Annotated in this window: 12 protein-coding genes; 1 reads left to right on the top strand and 11 read right to left on the bottom strand. The window is 42.8% G+C overall.

The features are described 5' to 3' along the window. Positions 1-381: 381 nt before the first annotated feature. The 6 genes from Q7J63_RS01835 to Q7J63_RS01810 form a co-directional block, all read right to left on the bottom strand. Positions 382-1,812, bottom strand: coding sequence for a DUF1501 domain-containing protein (locus Q7J63_RS01835; RefSeq protein WP_304883735.1), 1,431 nt, complete (start codon positions 1,810-1,812; stop codon positions 382-384). A 24-nt stretch (positions 1,813-1,836) separates the two neighbouring features. Beyond that, positions 1,837-4,347 (bottom strand): DUF1549 domain-containing protein, encoded by a 2,511-nt coding sequence (locus Q7J63_RS01830; RefSeq protein WP_304883734.1) that lies wholly within the window; start codon positions 4,345-4,347, stop codon positions 1,837-1,839. A gap of 290 nt (positions 4,348-4,637) precedes the next feature. Further along, positions 4,638-5,804, bottom strand: a complete 1,167-nt coding sequence (locus Q7J63_RS01825; protein WP_304883733.1) for a VCBS repeat-containing protein — start codon at positions 5,802-5,804, stop codon at positions 4,638-4,640. A 527-nt stretch (positions 5,805-6,331) separates the two neighbouring features. Next, the gene (locus Q7J63_RS01820) at positions 6,332-6,910 is read right to left on the bottom strand and encodes a class I SAM-dependent methyltransferase (protein ID WP_304883732.1); all 579 of its coding nucleotides are present in this window, start codon (positions 6,908-6,910) and stop codon (positions 6,332-6,334) included. A gap of 100 nt (positions 6,911-7,010) precedes the next feature. Further along, positions 7,011-7,907: a hydroxypyruvate isomerase family protein gene (locus Q7J63_RS01815; protein WP_304883731.1), complete on the bottom strand. Its 897-nt coding sequence runs from the start codon at positions 7,905-7,907 to the stop codon at positions 7,011-7,013. Positions 7,908-7,978: 71 nt separating this feature from the next. Continuing rightward, positions 7,979-11,032, bottom strand: a complete 3,054-nt coding sequence (locus Q7J63_RS01810) for a PVC-type heme-binding CxxCH protein (protein ID WP_304883730.1) — start codon at positions 11,030-11,032, stop codon at positions 7,979-7,981. Positions 11,033-11,342: 310 nt separating this feature from the next. Here Q7J63_RS01810 and Q7J63_RS01805 point away from each other — a divergent pair, with 310 nt between their 5' ends. Continuing rightward, a complete protein-coding gene (locus Q7J63_RS01805; protein WP_304883729.1) occupies positions 11,343-12,071 on the top strand; it encodes a spheroidene monooxygenase in 729 nt (242 codons plus the stop codon). A 61-nt stretch (positions 12,072-12,132) separates the two neighbouring features. Here the strand turns inward: Q7J63_RS01805 and Q7J63_RS01800 are convergent, their stop codons facing one another. The 5 genes from Q7J63_RS01800 to Q7J63_RS01780 all read right to left on the bottom strand — a co-directional run bounded on the left by Q7J63_RS01800 (position 12,133) and on the right by Q7J63_RS01780 (position 18,710). Continuing rightward, positions 12,133-14,034 (bottom strand): family 43 glycosylhydrolase, encoded by a 1,902-nt coding sequence (locus Q7J63_RS01800; protein ID WP_304883728.1) that lies wholly within the window; start codon positions 14,032-14,034, stop codon positions 12,133-12,135. Beyond that, positions 14,034-15,095, bottom strand: coding sequence for a glycoside hydrolase family 88 protein (locus tag Q7J63_RS01795; protein ID WP_236613147.1), 1,062 nt, complete (start codon positions 15,093-15,095; stop codon positions 14,034-14,036). The genes Q7J63_RS01800 and Q7J63_RS01795 overlap by 1 nt, the downstream gene beginning before the upstream one ends. Positions 15,096-15,272: 177 nt before the next feature. After that, a complete protein-coding gene (locus Q7J63_RS01790) occupies positions 15,273-16,496 on the bottom strand; it encodes a BNR repeat-containing protein (RefSeq protein ID WP_236613146.1) in 1,224 nt (407 codons plus the stop codon). 70 nt (positions 16,497-16,566) lie between these two features. Beyond that, a complete protein-coding gene (locus tag Q7J63_RS01785) occupies positions 16,567-17,775 on the bottom strand; it encodes a DUF2264 domain-containing protein (RefSeq protein ID WP_304883727.1) in 1,209 nt (402 codons plus the stop codon). After that, positions 17,772-18,710 carry a glycoside hydrolase family 16 protein gene (locus Q7J63_RS01780; RefSeq protein ID WP_304883726.1) on the bottom strand — a complete coding sequence of 313 codons (939 nt, stop codon included), beginning with the start codon at positions 18,708-18,710 and terminating at the stop codon, positions 17,772-17,774. The genes Q7J63_RS01785 and Q7J63_RS01780 overlap by 4 nt, the downstream gene beginning before the upstream one ends. Positions 18,711-18,973 lie beyond the last annotated feature (263 nt).

Below are 18,973 nucleotides of genomic sequence, written 5' to 3'. Positions count from 1 at the left end.
TTCGGGTTAAACCTATATTAAGCACTAGGTTATTTTTGATGAGGGTTGAAATCCCAAGAACATCAGACTGTTTGGGGACTTAGGAATAGCAACGATTTGGCGAAACCTAAAACATAAATAATTTGACTGTTTTTTTTTGTAATTTGAGTCCGAAATAGAAATATGAATCCATAATTCCAATTAGATGCTTTACGTTACTTTTCCACTCTCTTAGAATTCGGGTTAAAAAAGAAATCCCAAATGTTGCTGGGGAAAACCCAACATATTCCAACCTATATGGAGGGATGATAACCTCGCCCCGATAGCGTAGGATTTGGACTTTTACTAATTCCCTAAAAAAAGGTTGCTGTTCGCAAAAAATCTGGATATAAATACACATTTTTAACCTATCAACAATTCCATTTCCGCCTTCCCCTTTCCATCCGGCGTAGTATAAAATGGTCGCTGCTCTATTTCATAATTCGTATCCGCGCCAATTCCCAAGGCATGATACATGGTTTGGTGGACACTGTCGATCTTGATCGGCTTCTCAATGGTTTTGCAGGGCCTTTCATCTGCAGTCTTTCCATAAACACTGCCTCTTTTGATGCCTCCCCCAAACATCAACATCGAGCCTCCATCTGTAAAATGCCTGTGCATGCCATAATTTTTCATGTCTTCGATGATGTCCGGCACATCCACCTGGTCCTGGACTTTGGCGCCTGGCCTTCCTTCCATCATCATGTCACGACTAAACTCACTTGCGACGATTACCATGGTCCTTTCCAATTTTCCACTCTCATCCAAATCCTTGATCAATTGGGCAATTGGGGAATCAATCAGTTTTTTCATGTCCTTGAGACGGGTGTGGCCATTATCATGTGTGTCCCAACCAAAAAACGGCTCATATTCTGTGGTCACACTGATGAATCGCGCACCCTGATCCACCAGCCTCCTAGCCATCAAGCAGCCCAATCCAAATTTGCCCGTATTGTATTTATCATAACTTTTCTTAGGCTCTTGTCTGAGGTCAAAAGCTTTTGCCTCGGGGGAATTTAACAAGATGTAAGCCTGTTCCATGGACCTTTTGAGGGATTCTTTTTGGAAATCACTCCCATATTCACCCATAGCACTTTCCTTGATCAGATTCTCGTACAATTGGTTTCTGCCCTCAAACCTTTTTATGGACATCCCCACCGGAGGCCTTACGCTATCCAGTCCTGCGGATGGATCAGGAATCAAAAATGGACCGAATTCGCTCCCCAAAAATCCCGCACTGTGAAAAGCCTTTAACTCCTCCCCTTCACCCACAGTAAAGCGCTGACCAATATTGATAAAAGGAGGAATCACGGGATTCATCGACCCCAATTCTTTCGCAATCCAAGAACCCATGTGCGGAACAACTACGGATTGTGGCGGCTCATAGCAGGTATGCCAATGGTATTGGTGTCTGGTGTGCAAAATATGCCCCAAATCAGCCGCTACATAAGAGCGGATCAAAGTACCTTTGTCCATGATTTTGCCGATGGACTGCAGCCCCTCCGAAAAATGGATTCCATCTAAAATCGTAGGTACAGAAGAAAATGTGCTCAAAACTTCATTGGACTGCATTCCTTTTGTAAAAGGCGTAAATCTCTTGGGATCAAATGTTTCCGTATGTGCCATCCCGCCTGCCATATACAAAAGAATGACGGTGTCAGCAGTAGACGCAAGGGTTTGTTTTCCTCCACATGAAGACAATAAACTAGCAAAGGGCGCTCCTGCTGCCATGGTGGCGATGGCTGCTGCACTTGTTTTTTTCAAAAAATCCCGTCTGTTAAATTCATTTCTCATGATTCTACCATTGATTTGATCTCGCTAATAAATTAATTGAAATTCAGGAAGCAACAATACCGCCCAGAAGAAGTCTTGAATCTCGCCGGCTTCAGGCGAATCCCCCAAGACCGCTTTTGCAACCGTCAACTCTTTTTGACTTGGCTCCCTGCCGAATGATTTCCTGTACACCTCCTGGATAATGACATCCCCTTTTCTGTATTTTTCTTTCCACTCAATCGCTCCTTTTTTCAAAACGGAATTCAAGCGCTCCCCATTGGTCAACTCCAACGCCTGCAACAAGCTCGCCTGCGAATCTCGGCCAGTGGAGACGACTTCACGATTTGGCCTACCCAAAGCTTTTAGGAAATTATTGTTGGCAACCATCGATGCCCTGGCAAAAGCAAATTCAGATTTCTCACCCGATACCAATCCAAATGGAGTGTACTTCATTTCCTTTTCCTCAAAAACAGGACTGATCACCTGACTGACCGCATCGGAAAATTGTTCGGCAGTAATCCTCCGTCTGACCATTCCCTGGAAAGCAAAATTATCATCCATCAATATTCCCGGATTTTCAAATCCCACAGAAGGGGAGCGATAGCTTTTTGAGGTGGCAATGAGAAAAATCAATTCCTTGAGATCATAATCTTTGGCTACAAAATCGGAAGCCAACCAATCCAAAAGGTTCTGACTCCAAGGTTCGTTGTCCATTTCATCAACAGGCTCGACAATTCCTCGACCCATCATCTGCTTCCAAACTCGATTGACTATCGTCCGGTACATCCTTCCATTGGCAGGCTGGACGAGGTATTCGGCCAACTGCTCGAGTTTTCCGGATCGGTTGAGTGTGCTGTCTATTTCTCCGAACTCCTCCCATAAAATCCTGGTCCCCGCCAATTTCCCGATGGGCTTCTCACACCTGCTCACTTCCAAAGTGGTGTCCGCAAAGATATTGGCGAAAGCGTAGGCCTCTTCCAGTTTCCAGTCACTGATAAAACTGTCATGACAGGAAGCACATTTTAAATTGAGGCCCAAAATCACCTGCCCCACATTCTGGGCAGCCTGCATTTCGGGCATCTGACTGGCATTCACCGTTCCCCGCCAGCGTATCCCTTCGATAAACCCCTTGGAGCTTTCGGTGGGATTCAAAAGCTCCCTTACAAACTGATCATAAGGCTTGTTGTTTTTGATGGACTTGTATAGCCAATCCGTGATATTGTACCTTCCCTTTGTGATGTATCCAGTGCCTGTATAATCATTTCTAAGGGCATCGTTCCAAAAAGTCATCCAATGCTGGGCGTAATCATCATTCCTGTCCAAGAGTTTTCTCACCCAGATCTCATTCTTATCAGGTCTGATATCTTTGGAAAAAGAATCTATTTCTTCAGGATTTGGGAGCAAACCAATGATGTCCAGATAAATTCTCCTCAGAAAAACCCGGTCTTCCACATCATTTTTCCAGGCAATATTGTTTTGTTTGAAGTAATCATTGACCCATAGATCTATTGGGTTTTTCAATTCAACGGTGCTTGCCGGTAATTGAGGCATTCTAGGCTCCATGCTGGCTATCCGATAGACGGATTGTTGTACTGAACCATCTGGCCAAGGCGCGCCTTTTTCTATCCAAAAACCGATCAATGCTATTTCCTGACTGCTTAATGTTTTTCCTTTGGAAGGCATTGCTTCCTTATGGTTTTTGGGCAAATTAATCCTGCGAACCAGCTCGCTTTTGGCCACATTTCCAGAAAGGATAACCGGCCCCGATTCGCCTCCCTGGAAGGCAAATTCCTTTTCGTCAAGCCTCAACTTCCCTTCAATTTTGGCAGAACTATGGCATTTGTAGCAATTGTGTGCCAATATCATCCTGACTTCGCCAATCAATTTAAGCTCTTTCTCGGCACTCAAACCGGAAGAATCAGACTTGTAAGCGACCAAATCAAAGTTGCTGTCAGATTTAAATTCAAGATTTTTGTTCCAAGGAAGCACACTCGTCAGGTAATCCTCGCCATGGGTCAGACCCGCACCAAAGTGCCCTGCGACAGAAACACCCAGCGCAGTGATAAAAAGGGATGCCCGGAAAGGCTTTATCCTGCTCATTTGATTTTTGTTCCAAATCAAATTCAAGAAAAACAGAAGCACCAAGCTCAAAATGGCCGTGCTTACGCCAATCCAACGGTGAATGTCCAGAAGCTCACCTTCGACGGCCTCATGACCCGCCAACAACCATCCGAAAACGGCTGAAAAAATAGCGCCACCAGCACCCGCCAAAACCAGCAAATTTATGCCCGGCCTTAATTTGGAATGGTAATTTCCTAAGGTGAACAATTCAAGCAGGGCTGCGAACAGGATTAAACTGATTGGGAAATGGACTGCCAAGGGATGGAGCCTTCCCAAAAATTCCCAAAGCCAAAAGCTGTTTGTCTCCGCGCCACCCAAAACTGAGGATTCTGCAATAGCAGGTATAGAAAACGATAGACAACATAAAGTCAGTATCAATAGGATCAAGACCTTGGTGCTTACCCCTATCTTTTGCTGTATTTTGTTATTGACCATTAACATTTCTATCCCTTGTGATTCACATTTTTTTACTTCCCTATAACCCTTTTCACCTCGATTAGATCTAATTTCAAAACAGATCTACCACCTCCTTTCAGACCAAAAAAAATTTCAATACTACTTCAAAAAATACACTGAATATATTAATAATCAAAACAATACCTTATCACCTTGATGCAATTTGTATTTCTACCTAAATAAGGGTTTTCTTGTTTTCCTGAAGCCGATCCTGTGCACATTTCCCCGAAAGAGTTGGTTGAAAAACAATAAATTGATCTCCTTTTTACTTATTCGTTTCCAAGATTGAAAAACACATAAAGGCCATCTTTGCCGGCAACGACAATGTCCTTCCGGCCTGATCCTCTTAGATCTGTTACCGAAAAATAAATACCCGCTCCCTTTCCATCTCCTAAGGGACCATAAGAAATAGTGTGTTTGACAAATTCTTTTCCATTCCATTTAAAATAGTAAAGCCCTATTTGGTCATTGGCGCCGGGATCTTTGCCATTGTGGGCGCGGTATCGTTTTCCGGTCAGCAGTTCATTTTTGCCATCACCATCAATATCGACCCATTCCATGGTGTGGTATTGGGAATTGTCCGGATCGATGGCATGTTTTATCCAAGCTCTTTTTCCGGAAGTATCCATGATTTGCTCGTACCAATCCAGACCATATCCATGGGCTTGGCCGACAATCAGGTCGTTTTTTGAATCTCCGTTGACATCAACCACTAAAATCGGAACGCTTGCGCTTCCAAGATCAAATTCTTGGTGCATGATCCATTCTCCTTTTAAAATATCCCGTGGAGATTCCAGCCAGCCTTTGCTTAGAATAATATCGCCACGACCATCCCCGTTTACATCCCCAAAACCCAATCCATGGTCTTGGGTTTTTGCAACTTCTATTTTAACAAATGAACCCAAAGGCTTTCCTGATGAATCCCTTTCCAGCTTATAAAATTTAAGTGGTTGATTTGGGTTGTTTGGGAAAATCTCCAAGTGTCCATCATTATCTATATCCCAAGCTCTTGCAGCCTCCACATTCCCTGTGTGATCGATGAGATGTGACTCCCAAGGTGAGTTGTCACCGGGATTTTCAACCCACTTTAGGTTTGCACCAAACCAGCCACCCGTTACAAAATCCAGTTTGCCGTCGCCGTTGACATCCATTGGAATTGTCAAAAAATCATCCCAATATTCCCCGTGGCGTGCTATTTCACCTATAAAATGTCGGTTTAGATATTCCGGACCTTCATACCAGAAGGCGCCGGAAACAATATCGGGTTTTCCATCACCATTGACATCGAAAACGCCTACGGATTCATAGCTTTCGGAAGCTATTTGCTGTTTTTTAAATTGAATGGGCTTTGGATTTCCCTCCTGATTCTGGGCATTGACCGACAAACTGAAACAAAGACTCAAAAGAATGCCTAAAGACAAAGGTTTTATGTTCATGGACTTGAGTTTGCTGGATTTCAAATTTGATGGATTCTTCCCAATTCTATCAATTCCAAAAATCAGGCCTGCCAGATAAAATGTTATTCATCTGACTTTTCATGACTCCATCGATTCTATAAAATTGAAAACCATCGATTTCAGTTTAGATGAGCACCTGTTTTGTGCAGAACAACGTTATTTATTTTCGAGAAGTAAACCACCCTGTACTATCCTGCTTGAAGGTGGTTTTTTAGGGATTGGTGCTAGTGAATTCGCTCAATACCGGAGATAGTAGGTTTCTTGGCAAACTTTATTCAAAAAATAATCATGAAATTTCTTTGGGTTTATCTTGGGATTCCACCGGTTTTCGATATCCATATAATGGATACTGAAAAATCTCCCCTCCTACAAGAAACCTGTTTAGAAGATTTTTATCAAAAAAATTTTGCATGTCACTTTTTATCAGAATTAGGCCAAGATGAACCCGCCATCCTACAATTGGAATACAATTTCCAATAAATTCAAAATTCGCTTTTCAAACCGCTTCACCCCTGCTTCTGCCAAAACTTCAATTTTCCTTTGTTCTGGGATTTGACAAGGGTGTAAGTTTCGGGGATTTCTTTGTCCTGGCCGCAATAGGTCACGATCTTGGTGCCTTTTGGGACCAGGTCAAATTGATCGTGCAGAAATTGACAATATTCTTGGTAAAGGAGGACATCATAGGTATTCTCGGCATCAAGCTTGTCGGTCAGGTTGATGTTCTCCTCAAATGAATTGAAAAAATAGAAGGCATCATACTCCTTAAAATCAATCGTTTTGATATCCCCATGGACAAAATCCACGTTTTCAATCTTGTAATTTTCGGCCATTTTTCTGGACAAGCGAACCAGGTTTTCCCTTTGCTCCACACCTGTGACCTTTGCCTGTGAATGACTTGCCGCGACCAAACAAAACTTGCCTGTACCCGAACCAAGGTCCAAGACTTTGACACCGGGACGATCCGCCAGAAACTCGATTGCTTTCCTGGCGATGGCCACTGGAGTCCAATGGGTAGCCGACAGTTTCCTCATCTTGATGGGATAAAACGCATCGAAATCCTCATCCGTAAAATCGCTCAATTCCATGTCCGCAAAAATGGGGTTGTTTTATGAAAATAAAAAAAAGCATTGAAAGCGGATTTGATCCAGCCCTCAATGCCCATTCAATCCTTATTGGACAATCTTCTCAGACATCACAAATCTCCACTCCCTGCTTGAGAGAGGCCAGTTTATCAGGTCTTTTTGGGATAAATTCCTGACCGACAAAGCCTTTGTATCCCGTCTCAAGAATGGCTTTCATGATCGCGGGGTAATAAAGTTCCTGGGTTTCATCGATCTCATTTCTCCCCGGAACGCCTCCTGTGTGGTAATGCGAAATATAGGGATGGAATTTATTGATGGTCGCGATGACGTCCCCTTCCATGATCTGCATGTGGTAGACATCGTAGAGCAACTTGATGTTTTCAGACCCAACGGCCTTGCACATCTCTGCTCCCCAAACGGTATGGTCAGCTTGATAATCCTTGTGGTTGACCTTGCTGTTGAGCAATTCCATGCACATGATCACGCCATGTTTTTCGGCAGTCGGCATCAGTCTTTTCAATCCCATCGCACAATTTTCGATTCCTTTTTGGTCATCCAAACCTTTTCTGTTTCCGGAAAAACAGATGATTTGTTTGAAGCCTGCGGCGGCTACCTTTGGGATCATTTCCTCATAGCTTTTCACGAGTTCGTCATGAAACTCCGGATTGTTGAATCCTTTTTCAATGCCCATTCCCGCACCCCAGGGCATGGCGGATGTCAATCCGTATTTTTTGAGCATTGGCCATTCTTCAGGGCCGACCAATTCGATGGAAGTCAATCCAATTTCATTTGCGGCTTTGCATAGGTCCTCCAGTTCGATATCGTTGTAACACCACCGGCAAACAGAGTGGTTGATGCGGCCTTTCAAGCCTTGAGGCATATTGTCTTCCGAGGCTTGGATCCTCTGGGAAATCGAAGCGCCCAAGAATGTGAGGGCGGTCGTTCCTGCTATTTTCTTCAAAGTATTTCTTCTGGATTCCTTCTCGTTGATTTTTTTCATGCTGGTTTATGTTAGGTTTTTGCTAGGCTAGAAAATGGAGAATTCATGTTCTTTAAGCCTCTATTTGATCTTTACTGGCTTTTACTTTTTAAAGTCATCAAGTACTCCACCAAATCCACCAACTCTTGACTGCTCATGGATTTTTCCAATCCCGAAGGCATCATGGAGTTTTCCATTTGTGTGATGGAGGTGATATCGCTGGTTTTCAGAGGAGTGACAGTTCCTCCGGGCATTTTCAGGTCGATATCGGTTTCTGTCCGACTGGAAATTATTCCTCCCAGTGTACTTCCATCTTTCAATTTAACCATATACCCTTCATAGCCAAAACTTATCCCTGCATCTGGATGAAGAATGGATAGGTATTGCGCTTCTTTAGGCAATTTACTGCCGATTTCGGAAAGTTTTGGACCAAAGTCCAATCCGATCTCATTTACTTGGTGGCACACGGAACAGTTTCTCTTAAAGATTATCAATCCATTGTCTATATTTCCTTCCATCTCCATCAGGGTTTTGATGGGAAGGGTTTTATTTTCTTCGTCGTTGTTGTCCAGATAGGAGGCGGCTTCCATTCTCACACTTTTACGCCAGGCATTGCTCACCCCTGACACTGCGGCTGCTTTGAGGTTTTCGGGGAATTTCTCGGCTTTCAACAATTCCAAGACTTTCCCTTCTCCATCATAACTTCCCCCAATCGACCCGGCTGCTTCCCGCCTCACGGACAATGGCTGCTTTTGGTCAAAAGTCAAGGCTTCCAAAATCTGGATGGATTCTTTTGAGCCAACCCTTTTGATGGCTTGCAGCATTGCGAAAATTTGTTTTTCATCCTTTCCAGCCAACACCTGATTTACATGATCTGCACCACCCTGTCTGAGCAAGGTACCGGCAGCACTTCGACCAATATTGTTGTCGCTGTTTGCCAAGACCAGTTTCAGAAGTCTTGGGTTTTCTTCCTTCACTTCAAACCGCTGCACCATTTCCACAAATTCCTGGGTGCCTTCCACGTCATTCAAAACACCTTTCAAAGCCATCATCGCAAGGTTTGACTTTCTGGTGAAAGCTGGATCAAGATGGGCAAGAACCAATTTATTGATTGGGCTGGGTTGCCGTTTATCACTTTCCAGCATGTTGACCAGTGCTTTGGATTTGGATTCCCCATCGGGATTGAAATCAAAAGCACGGAAATACCTGAGCCTTTGATCAATCTCCTCAGAAGAATCAGATGCCAGGGAGGCCAACATCGGGATGGATTTCCCTGTTCGGGCTCTCCAGATGATATCCCGGTTGGATTTGTTGGCAAGTGCCTGGTCTTTGACTTCTTCGGCCCAATTGGCGAAATAACTGTCCCATTGGCCATCGGCTCCTATTCCCAAAGCTTCCAAATACCATCGGTCTTCTCCATCATGCTGCAAGGCCAGTTTTGTCCAAAGTGCGGCCGCTTCAGGCGCCTTGTTGTACCGCAATGCGATGGCAGCTTCGCGCCTCACTTGGGGGTCTTTGTCTTCGACCAATTGCTGCAGATAAGGAATGAGGTTCATTTTCATTTGCCTGGCAACACGAATTCCTGTTATTCTTATGTCTGGATTTTCATCCTGAATGGCCTTTTCGACATGGGTTTTTTCTTTCCCCTCTATTTTTGCAAGGAGCCACAATGCCCTTGCCCGCATCCTTGGATTTTCATGGTTTTCGAACATTTCCGACAAGCCTTGCTCGGCTTTTGAGCCCATGCCGTTCAAAGCATTCCATGCTTGGTATCTCCAAGAAAGGTTGGGATTTTGAAGGGCTTCCAATGCCCCGTCCACGGTTTTGAGATCGTAATCTGGATTCTTATAAGGCGTTTTTGGCGGCGCGATTCTGAAAATCCTTCCCCGGTTGAGATCACCAACCTGGTGTCCACCCACACCCGGATCATACCAGTCCGCCACCATCAGGGAACCATCCGGCGCCACGGCAACATCTGAAGGCCTGAACCATTGGTTGCGGTCTCCTTTCATGATGTCGACGATTTCTGCTTTGTATCCTGCACCGGATTTGGTGACAGGATAGGCCCGGACCACGTTGGGACCGGCATCTGTATGGATCATTTGATCCCAAAAAACCTCCGGCAGCAATCTTCCCTCATAAACCAAAATACCTGTTGGTGAACCAGCTCCGGTCTGAAGCAAATTCGGCACGACACCGGGATCGTTGAGATGCCAATGCTGAAGTGGGATTTCCGCCTCTTTGTTGGTCCTGTTGGCACGCCAACCCGCGCCGGTCATTTCGTCCTGATAACCGTAATTCCCATATTCCATTACAAAATTGATCCTGACAGCTTTGTTGCCATCATCGTCATTGTCAGATTGCCAAAGGGTGCCATAGGAATCCACGGCCACCTCATAATTGTTCCTGAAGTTTTGGCCCAAGACCTCTATGTTCGTGAAATCCGTATCGCACCTAAAAACCAAGCCTTGCCTGTAATTTGCCGGGGAAATTTCCTTTCCGGAAATGTCTTTTACGATTTCCCCGTTTCTATCCTTCAACTGACCGCCTTCATTTCCGAAGTTGAAATAAAATTTGCCATCGGGGCCAAATACAAAAGCATGCATGCCATGGTCATGCTGCTCACCGGAAATCCCCTGGAAAATAATCTCTTTTTTGTCCGCCTTGTCATCCCCATCGGTGTCGGTAAACAGCCATACATATGGACTTTGGGAAACAATGGCCTGATTGCCCATCACCCAGATTCCCAGTGGGGAACTGATTTCAGGACCTTGATAAAAAACGGTGCTTTTGTCTTGGACACCATCTCCATTGGTATCCTCGAGAATCATGATTCTATCTCCTGCTTCCCTGGTGTCATTTCCTGTGATTTCCGGTCGGTAATTGAAGGCTTCACAGGCCCAAACCCTTCCCTTGTGGTCAATGTCGATATTCGTGGGATTGGTGATGGTGGGTTCAGAAGCGAATATCTTGGCCTCCAAACCCTCGGCAAGGGTGATTCCCGCGAGTGCGTTTTCCGGCAACCTCCTTTCTTCTTCGGTGAGCAGATCAAAGTCTTTGGGCGGGGTTTTGGAAGTGCAGGAATAAAAAAAAGAGAACATCAAGACAATCATTGAAATTGGCTTGGCCACAGTTGAATTTATCATTTTCGGTTTTTTAGGCTTATTCTTTGGGAAATGGTTCATTTCCCAATATTAAAGTTAGGTCTCTATTCTGAAATACCGGTTTTTATGATTGACATTTTTATGAACGGACAATACAATCGATAAATAGCATGTCCGATGCTTTCCGATCTCCTTTTTCATTTGGTGAAACAATGACTGAAAAAGCGACCAAGGATTTTTTCCTAGAAAGAGAAAGAAGTATGAATGGGATCGTTTATTCAGAAAAAAATATCTTCTTTTTGTAGATTTTTAAAGAGAAAACCAATTCAAATCCGTTAGGTAGGGAACACTTATGGAAAGCAAACAAATCACGACCATCACCATTTTTAGATTCGAGGGCAAAAACAGGTACTGGATTTTTACCCAGATGCAGCGGTCCTTAGCGGGATTCAAAAAAATCAAGGGCTTGACGTTTTTTAAAATGCTGGGGAGTGGTGGCAAAAACGGATTCTCCAAAATGCTGAATCTCAATGTATATGCCTTTTTGGGTGTTTGGGAATCCGAGTCTGATGCCAATGATTTCTTCGATAATTCGGCTTTTTATCAAGAATTTGATACTCGATGCACAGAAGCCTGGACCATTTTTATGGAAAATAAGGCCGCCCATGGCCGGTGGTCAGGGGTCTCGCCTTTCGAAAACTTCCAGCCCTACGCCGGCGGATTGATCGCGGTGATCACCCGGGCGCGGATAAAGCTGAGGTTCCTTCCGAAATTCTGGAGCTATGTGCCCCGCGTGGCCGACAACCTTTTTGACCATGAAGGCTTTCTTTTCTCAATAGGTATCGGAGAACTCCCTTTGTTGACGCAAGCCACTTTCAGCATTTGGAAGGATCAATCCTTCATGCATCAGTATGCCTACAAAAGCAAACTGCACAGCGAAGTCATCAAAAAAACCCGGGAATTGGGCTGGTACAAAGAAGAACTGTTTGCCAATTTCATCCCTTATAAAAGCGTGGGAAATTGGGAAGGAATCAATCCTTTGGAGGAGTATTTGAATAACGAAAAACCCCTGGACAGATAAGTCCACACATTCATTTCATTCATTTTTTTGTATTGGACTTTTGTGCAAAATGCTTGAGAGCTTACCGGAGGGTTATCCCATCGAGTGTAGGCTCGATTTTCAGGATATAGCCATTTTCATCAAATTCCATTTTATCAATACAAATTTCCCTATGGAATCCAGCTGAAGAACCCATTCTGACACCTTCAGGTCTCTTGAATCGGTGATATACGATCATCCAGTCATCGGTATCTCTGACATTGATTACTGAATTGTGGCCAGTACCATATATTCCCAATATTGGATTTTTACTCAGAATCAGGTTGTTTTTCGGAATTTCCAATGGTCCAATCGGAGAATCAGAGATAGCATATCTCACCCTGTAATTTTCAGACCTTGTATCATCCTCTGACCAAAGGAAGTAGTACTTTCCTTTTCTAAAGAAAACTTCCACACCTTCCCTAAAAGTATTGTCAGGAGTCATGATTTTTATCTGCTTTTTGTCAAAACTCTTCAAATCATCATTTAAAGGAACTACAGCCAAGTAGCCATTCCCCCAGTAAAGATAAGTTTTATCAGACTTTGGATCCTTGAAGATATCAGGATCGATCTCTTGTCCACCTCCAGCACCTTCTGGCCTGAAGTCAATCAAAGGTTTGCCCGAATCCTTAAATGGCCCTGATGGACTATCAGAAGTTGCCAAACCGATTTTTTGGCTTGCGGTGAAGTAATAGAAATATTCGTATCCATCTTCTCTCTTGACTTCAAGCATTGCAGGCGCCCAAGCATGCTTATCACTCCAAGACACATCCTTCTGAAGATCCAAAATCACCGCTTCCTCTTTCCAATCCCTGAGATTTTCTGAGGAAAATGTCTTAAAGTAAGTTCCTGACCAACCATCAAAGCCATCACTTGTAGGATAAAGGAAGTATTTCTGTTCTTTCTCCGAATAGATAATTTCAGGATCAGCATAGTAGCCTTTCAATACTGGATTGCCTGATACAACCTCATCTGCATAGCCAAAGTCATTGATCAATCTCTCTTTTTCTTCCAAAAAAATCGGAAGAACAGAACCATGTCTAGGGTGAAAGTCCATGCTAATTTGCTCATCAATGATGCTGAAATCCTCCAAGTCGGTACTCTTCGTAAACTGGTAGGAACCCTTCATATAAACATCATACATCAAGATGTAATCATCAGAATCGTTCAATTTGAAAATACCGGATCCCTCAACCGCCTCTTTGGTCTGCTGGAGGTATTTATCATGTATTTCATATCCTTGAGTCAATTGGTCAGAAACCGCCTTTTTGAGTCCATTACCATGACCTTCGGTTTTGAAGAATAAGTGGTATTTTCCTTCATGAAAAATGATATCCCCATCTATACAAGATTTTCCATCTGGATGGAAAAATAGTTGCTGAGGCTCGGATTCCAAAGCTGTAAAATCCTTATTGGCATAGGCATAATAGATAATATCTTCCTCGCCTTCAAACTGCATTGACCAGTAAACCATGTATTTTCCGGCTTTGGAATCAAAAATAGTTTGTGGTGCCCAAACTCTGCGTACTTCACTGAATTTTTCAGGAAAAACAGTGGGAATATGAATATTGCTGTGGGTCCAATTGACCAAGTCATCTGATTTTAACAAGATCATACTTTCATTTGTCCAGCCGTCGTTTGGAACATATAAGTCTGTGAGCGCCATGTAAAAACTTTTACCATCATCCGATCTAAGAATATGTGGATCGCGCACTCCCCCCTGCTTGCTGATGACATCATTGTCTAGAATCGGCAGGTAATTATTCAAGGCCCGAAAATTGAAACCATCATCACTGATCGCATAATGGACAGATTCCTGACCTGCACCATTCCCGATAAAATATGAGAATAAATAAGCTTCAGTTTTAATGGGTTTAGAGCAGGAGTTCAGAGACAATAGACATATGCAAAGTATGTCGAAAAGAAAGTTCTTGTGGGATTTCATTAGATAGACTTTACGTGATTTTTATATCTTTTGATTGCTTCCAAAAAATAATAATCCCCATAGGTCAGGGGTGTATCTACTTCTGTGTTTTCAGGAATATGACCTACTCCATGATTCAGGATAAATCCACCATTTGTCTTCGGATCGGCCAAATAAGGTGCAGAAACGAGTGATTCAAGCATGATTTCTGCATTATGGAAATACTTTTTTGAAGCACTTTTATCAACATAAGTTGCCAATTCAAACAGCGCAGAGGCTATGATTGCACCCGCTGAAGAATCTCTCAAAGCATCTGGTATATTTGGCGCATCGAAATCCCAATATGGGATTTTGTCTTCTGGAAGGTTTGGATGGTCTAGGATCAAATTCGCTATGTTATTCGCTAAATCGAGGTATTTCTCGTCTTTGGTAAACCTGTACATCACAATATATCCGTACAATCCCCATGCTTGTCCCCTTGCCCAAGCGGATTCATCTGCATAGCCCTGGGCGGTATGCTTTTTATTTACCCCCCCTGTTTTTGGGTTATAGTTGACCACATGGTAGGTACTATAATCCTCTCGGAAGTGGTTCTTGATCGTATTGTCAGCATGTTTGATGGCGATGTCTCTGTACGTCGGATCACCCGTCTCTTGAGATGCCCAAAAAAGCAACTCCAAATTCATCATGTTGTCAATGATCACTAAGTAATCTCCCTCTTTTGAATCCCAAGACTTGATCACGCCTACTTTTTCATCGAATCTTGAACTGAGTGACTTTGCACTTTGGATCAAAACATCCTTGTAACTTTCATCAGGAGCTATTTCCAAAGCATTCCCAAAACTGCAAAACATCATGAAGCCCAGATCGTGAGTTGTGGTATTGAATTTTTCTTTTTCAAGCACTTTCATGATTCTATTGGCTTCCACCAAAAGTTCCACATCCTTGTTTTGCTCATACATGTAGAGGAGTGATCCCGGATAAAAACCGCTGCACCACCAGCCTGAATTGGAAGTTTCAAGTTTGTCTTGATCAGCATGATATGTCTTTGGAAACCTATTTTCAGGTAGGGTTTCCATCATAAATTTATATTGATTCGAAGCTTGGTAAATTACTTCATCCAATTTGGAATTTAAATCTTTATCCTGGATTGCCACGCTTTTTCTTTCAACTTGACAATTCGAAAAAATTATCGATGAAAGTAAGATAAACAATGTGAAAAGCCTTTTCATTTTTTAACCTTTAGTATATGAATAATATTAATTGAGTTCGATAACTTGAACAGGACTTGATTTCCCATCTGCTATTCCCTCTCCATCTATTTGCGCTACATTTTGCAAAAATAAGTGGAGTGATTTTGAGGATTTCCAAAGTGAGATATCATAAGTCGGTTCCCATTGACCGACAGGAAGCTCGGTCAAATCCCTAATGTCCCATCCTAATTTGGTTTGATATACCAAAGAGACCTTATTGTCTCTTTCCTCATCCCTATAAATGATATAAATCTGTTCTTGATGATCCACAAGAATCTGAGGTCTGGAAATTGGAATTCTTTTCGTACCTCCACCTCCCAAAGAGAAAGCTTGTGTTCTATTGTTAGGGCTTACTTTTTCCCATTTTCCATCCTTCAAAAAAACAACCTGTAGCTGCGGAACCCCATTTTCAGCCCAATAAGTAACGATATAAGGATTCCCCTTCCTATCTGCCGACATGCCGGTCTGATTGATCAGGCTACTGTTTTGGGGTATTTTCCATGCGTATTCTGCCGAAGATGCGGTAATCGGCAGTATGTATTTTTCACCAGTTGACTTTTCCCATGTCATTCCCTGATCTCTGGATACTGCATAACTCATGTCATGGTTCGTCGAAACATCCCAGGATTCTCTCCAGACCCAGCTTAGATGAATGTTTCCAAGATCATCGATATAGGATTGCCAATAGGCATTTCTTTGATCTTCTCCATCGATGAGATTTGAATGGATTTGAAGCCAGGATTTAGACTTTAAATCATATTTATTGATCAAAAGATTTCCTCTTCCTGATGCTCCTGATCTGTACATAAAAATCAGATTTCCATCGGGTAATCTGTGAAATTCAGGATAAGTGACTTTTGATTCCTGAAGTCCTGTCATGTATTCTTTATCTCCCAATTCAAGACTTAACGGCTCTTTGCTTTTGGCATATCGCAATTCATTGTCATGGTGATCCCAAGAAACATGCAAATACCCTTGCCCATCCAGCGCAATGCTGATGGAATTGTGTGCATCCTTGACATTGCCCATGTATGCTGTCTTTTTAAGCTCCCAAATTTCCGAGGACAGATTTCTTTTACCAAGAACAACAAATCCCTCCTGATCATAGAAAGCGATAAATTGATTCTTACCATCAGAGTCCAAAGAATTTCTTCTGAAAATGACTGTATTGATAGAATTATTCGCCCAACCCTCACCGACCAAAGTCGCAGTGATCGGTGCTTTCTCCAACTTTTGAGCCTGACAGGAACAGACAATCAGAATAAATAGTAAATATGATATTTGAATCCTCTGAATCATCTCAAATTGCTTTGTCAATCACTCCTTTTTTCCCACCCCAGATTTTCTGTTGTGTCCATTCTTCCCTTGGCTTTGCCCAAAAGTCAGCTGTCGCAGGCAATCCAAGAACCAGGAATACTTCTGCACATAAATAAAGGCTACCGGTAGAAATGTAAGGCTCTGCCAATTCGGGTTGGTTGCCGTTGAACCCAAGTTTCAGCCATCCATTTTGATCGAACATGGACTCAGACGCCATGTGTTTGTCCACAATTGCGAGTAAGGCAGCACGGACCTGTGGTGGAGCAATTTCTTGAGGTAATTCTTCCCAAAGTGCTATTTGGGCAAGTGCCTGAAAAGCACCAAAGCGATAGGCCATAGATCTTCCAATCACGGGATAGGTGCCTTCTGGAGAAATCAATCTTTCTTGAATCGCTGCATATCTTCTTGCCCTTTTTAAAAAAATTTCAAATTCTGCTTTATTTCCGCTACCTGCTTCTAAGAGTGCTTTTGTCACATCCAATATCATCGGCTGGATGACAAAGCTGTTGTAATAGTCAAAGTGAAAGTCAGGACCATCTCCATAAACTCCATCCCCGAGATACCACTCTTTGTGCTTGTTGAGGGCATAGGAAATTCTGACATAATCCCCATCACCGTCAAACTTGATCAGCGCTGCCTCAACCATGGCTGTAAAAAGCAACCAATTGCTGTAATAAGGATTGATGGTTCTTGTGGATTTCAATGCTGTGATTGTATTCTTCTTGGTTTGGGCATCCAGCCGATCCCAAAGCTGGGTCGGTGCTCTCAACAATCCCTGAGCTAAAAATGCTGCATCCACAAGCGGCTGTCCCCCTTCTGTGAAATTCATATAATCCTTGGCATTAGGGTCGGTTGCATTTTTGAGAGATTGGTGAACCAAAAGGATATATTTCTCTCTCAACTCACCTTCTTCCGAGTCATCCAGACCGAGCTCCAACCAAGGTGCCATTCCAGAAATCAATCGACCAAAAGCCTCCAAGTGAGTGACTTTATCCCGATCACCATATGCATTTGGAGCAATTTCGATAGGCATATTTTCCTTTAACTTGTCCTGACTTAAATTGACCAAAACTGGATCAGCGATTTTTGTCAGATAGGAAATAAAAGCTTTCCTATCCTCCAAATCTTCTGCTTGGGCTGTGCCTAAGCTCCAAAGGATTAATAAAATGCTGAGTAGTTTAATATTTTTCATTGCGTGATTATTTTTTGTTGGAATACCCTTGCGTAGTCCACTTCATAGGTTTTGGGAAACAATGTGTTACTTGGATCTCCACCATTTGAGCCAATAGCAAGATTGAGAAGTAAGTAATGGGGCTGATGGAAAGGGTTGAAACCATCTGGGTTGATGGTTTTGGAAAGGTCTATTTCATTCAATAACTCCCCATCCAGATAGAGTAGAATCCTGCCCTCATTCCAATCCATAGTCCAAACGTGAAATTCGTTTGGCCAATTGCTATTTTTTTCAATAAACCCCTCAATCTTAAATTTAGCTTCATCCCACAGGACAGAAGGTTGGGTTCCTTTCCATGCCGCATTTGCCAAGATAAAGGCGTTGTCATTTCTGCGGTAGAATTCCATGACATCAATTTCACCATTGGAAGGCCAAGGTTTTGAAACGCCAAGTGTCCATATGGCAGGCCACATGCCCATCGCAGTATCAATTTTTGCCCTGACCTCGACGATTCCATACTGAAACTCCATTTTTCCCCGCGTATTGATACTTGAGGATGTGTATTGGGAGAATTCAGAATTTCTTCTCCAATCTTGGCTATTGGGATCGAATTTTTGGTTTGTTGCTTTTTCCCTTCTGCCTTCTATAATCAAAAGCCCCTGTTGGACAGCGGCGTTGTCTTCTTGGTAGTACTGGAGCTCATTGTTCCTGACAAAACCTATTTCATATGACCAATTACTAGAATCAGGTTTGTTCCCATTGTCGAATTCATCAGACCAGATAAGTGTATACACTTTATTATCTTCCGCTGAAAACAAAGTCGGAACAGGGCTCTGTGCATATGCACTGCCAGGAGTCCAAACAATGAGATAGAAGGAACAAACCCAAACAAGTGAGGTGAGTGAAAAATTGCCATTCATGGTTCCTATCCTTAAATTATTGATGTTTTCGAGCATTTGCTATATTTTATTAAACCCGTTTAATGCATTATCAATTCTATTCCGGCCTGAAATTGCTTAATAATCAGTCGGTTGTTTACTGTTTTAGACTACAACATATTGGACTTTACATTATCATCCAAATAGTCTGATTTTCTTATAGTTACAGCCATATTGGGAAGCCTAATGCATATTTCGGGTTAAAGGGTAAATATGCAATTACCAGACAAAGCCCGGTAATTGCGATAGCTACAATAAACCCTAAAAATATTTAATATGAT

This window comes from Rhodonellum sp. (genome assembly GCF_030656585.1).
Taxonomy (GTDB): domain Bacteria; phylum Bacteroidota; class Bacteroidia; order Cytophagales; family Cyclobacteriaceae; genus Rhodonellum; species Rhodonellum psychrophilum.
The sequence above is the reverse complement of the archived record's forward strand: the minus strand, read 5'-3'. Positions and strand labels throughout refer to the sequence as shown.

Excerpts from the sequence above, each read along its gene's own strand:
- Q7J63_RS01785 (WP_304883727.1), bottom strand. The coding sequence starts at position 17,775 with ATGAAAAATATTAAACTACTCAGCATTTTATTAATCCTTTGGAGCTTA.
- Q7J63_RS01820 (WP_304883732.1), bottom strand. The coding sequence starts at position 6,910 with ATGGAATTGAGCGATTTTACGGATGAGGATTTCGATGCGTTTTATCCC.
- Q7J63_RS01815 (WP_304883731.1), bottom strand. The coding sequence starts at position 7,907 with ATGAAAAAAATCAACGAGAAGGAATCCAGAAGAAATACTTTGAAGAAA.
- Q7J63_RS01780 (WP_304883726.1), bottom strand. The coding sequence starts at position 18,710 with ATGCTCGAAAACATCAATAATTTAAGGATAGGAACCATGAATGGCAAT.
- Q7J63_RS01795 (WP_236613147.1), bottom strand. The coding sequence starts at position 15,095 with ATGATGGAAACCCTACCTGAAAATAGGTTTCCAAAGACATATCATGCT.
- Q7J63_RS01830 (WP_304883734.1), bottom strand. The coding sequence starts at position 4,347 with ATGGTCAATAACAAAATACAGCAAAAGATAGGGGTAAGCACCAAGGTC.
- Q7J63_RS01835 (WP_304883735.1), bottom strand. The coding sequence starts at position 1,812 with ATGAGAAATGAATTTAACAGACGGGATTTTTTGAAAAAAACAAGTGCA.
- Q7J63_RS01810 (WP_304883730.1), bottom strand. The coding sequence starts at position 11,032 with ATGATAAATTCAACTGTGGCCAAGCCAATTTCAATGATTGTCTTGATG.
- Q7J63_RS01800 (WP_304883728.1), bottom strand. The coding sequence starts at position 14,034 with ATGAAATCCCACAAGAACTTTCTTTTCGACATACTTTGCATATGTCTA.
- Q7J63_RS01825 (WP_304883733.1), bottom strand. The coding sequence starts at position 5,804 with ATGAACATAAAACCTTTGTCTTTAGGCATTCTTTTGAGTCTTTGTTTC.
- Q7J63_RS01805 (WP_304883729.1), top strand. The coding sequence starts at position 11,343 with ATGGAAAGCAAACAAATCACGACCATCACCATTTTTAGATTCGAGGGC.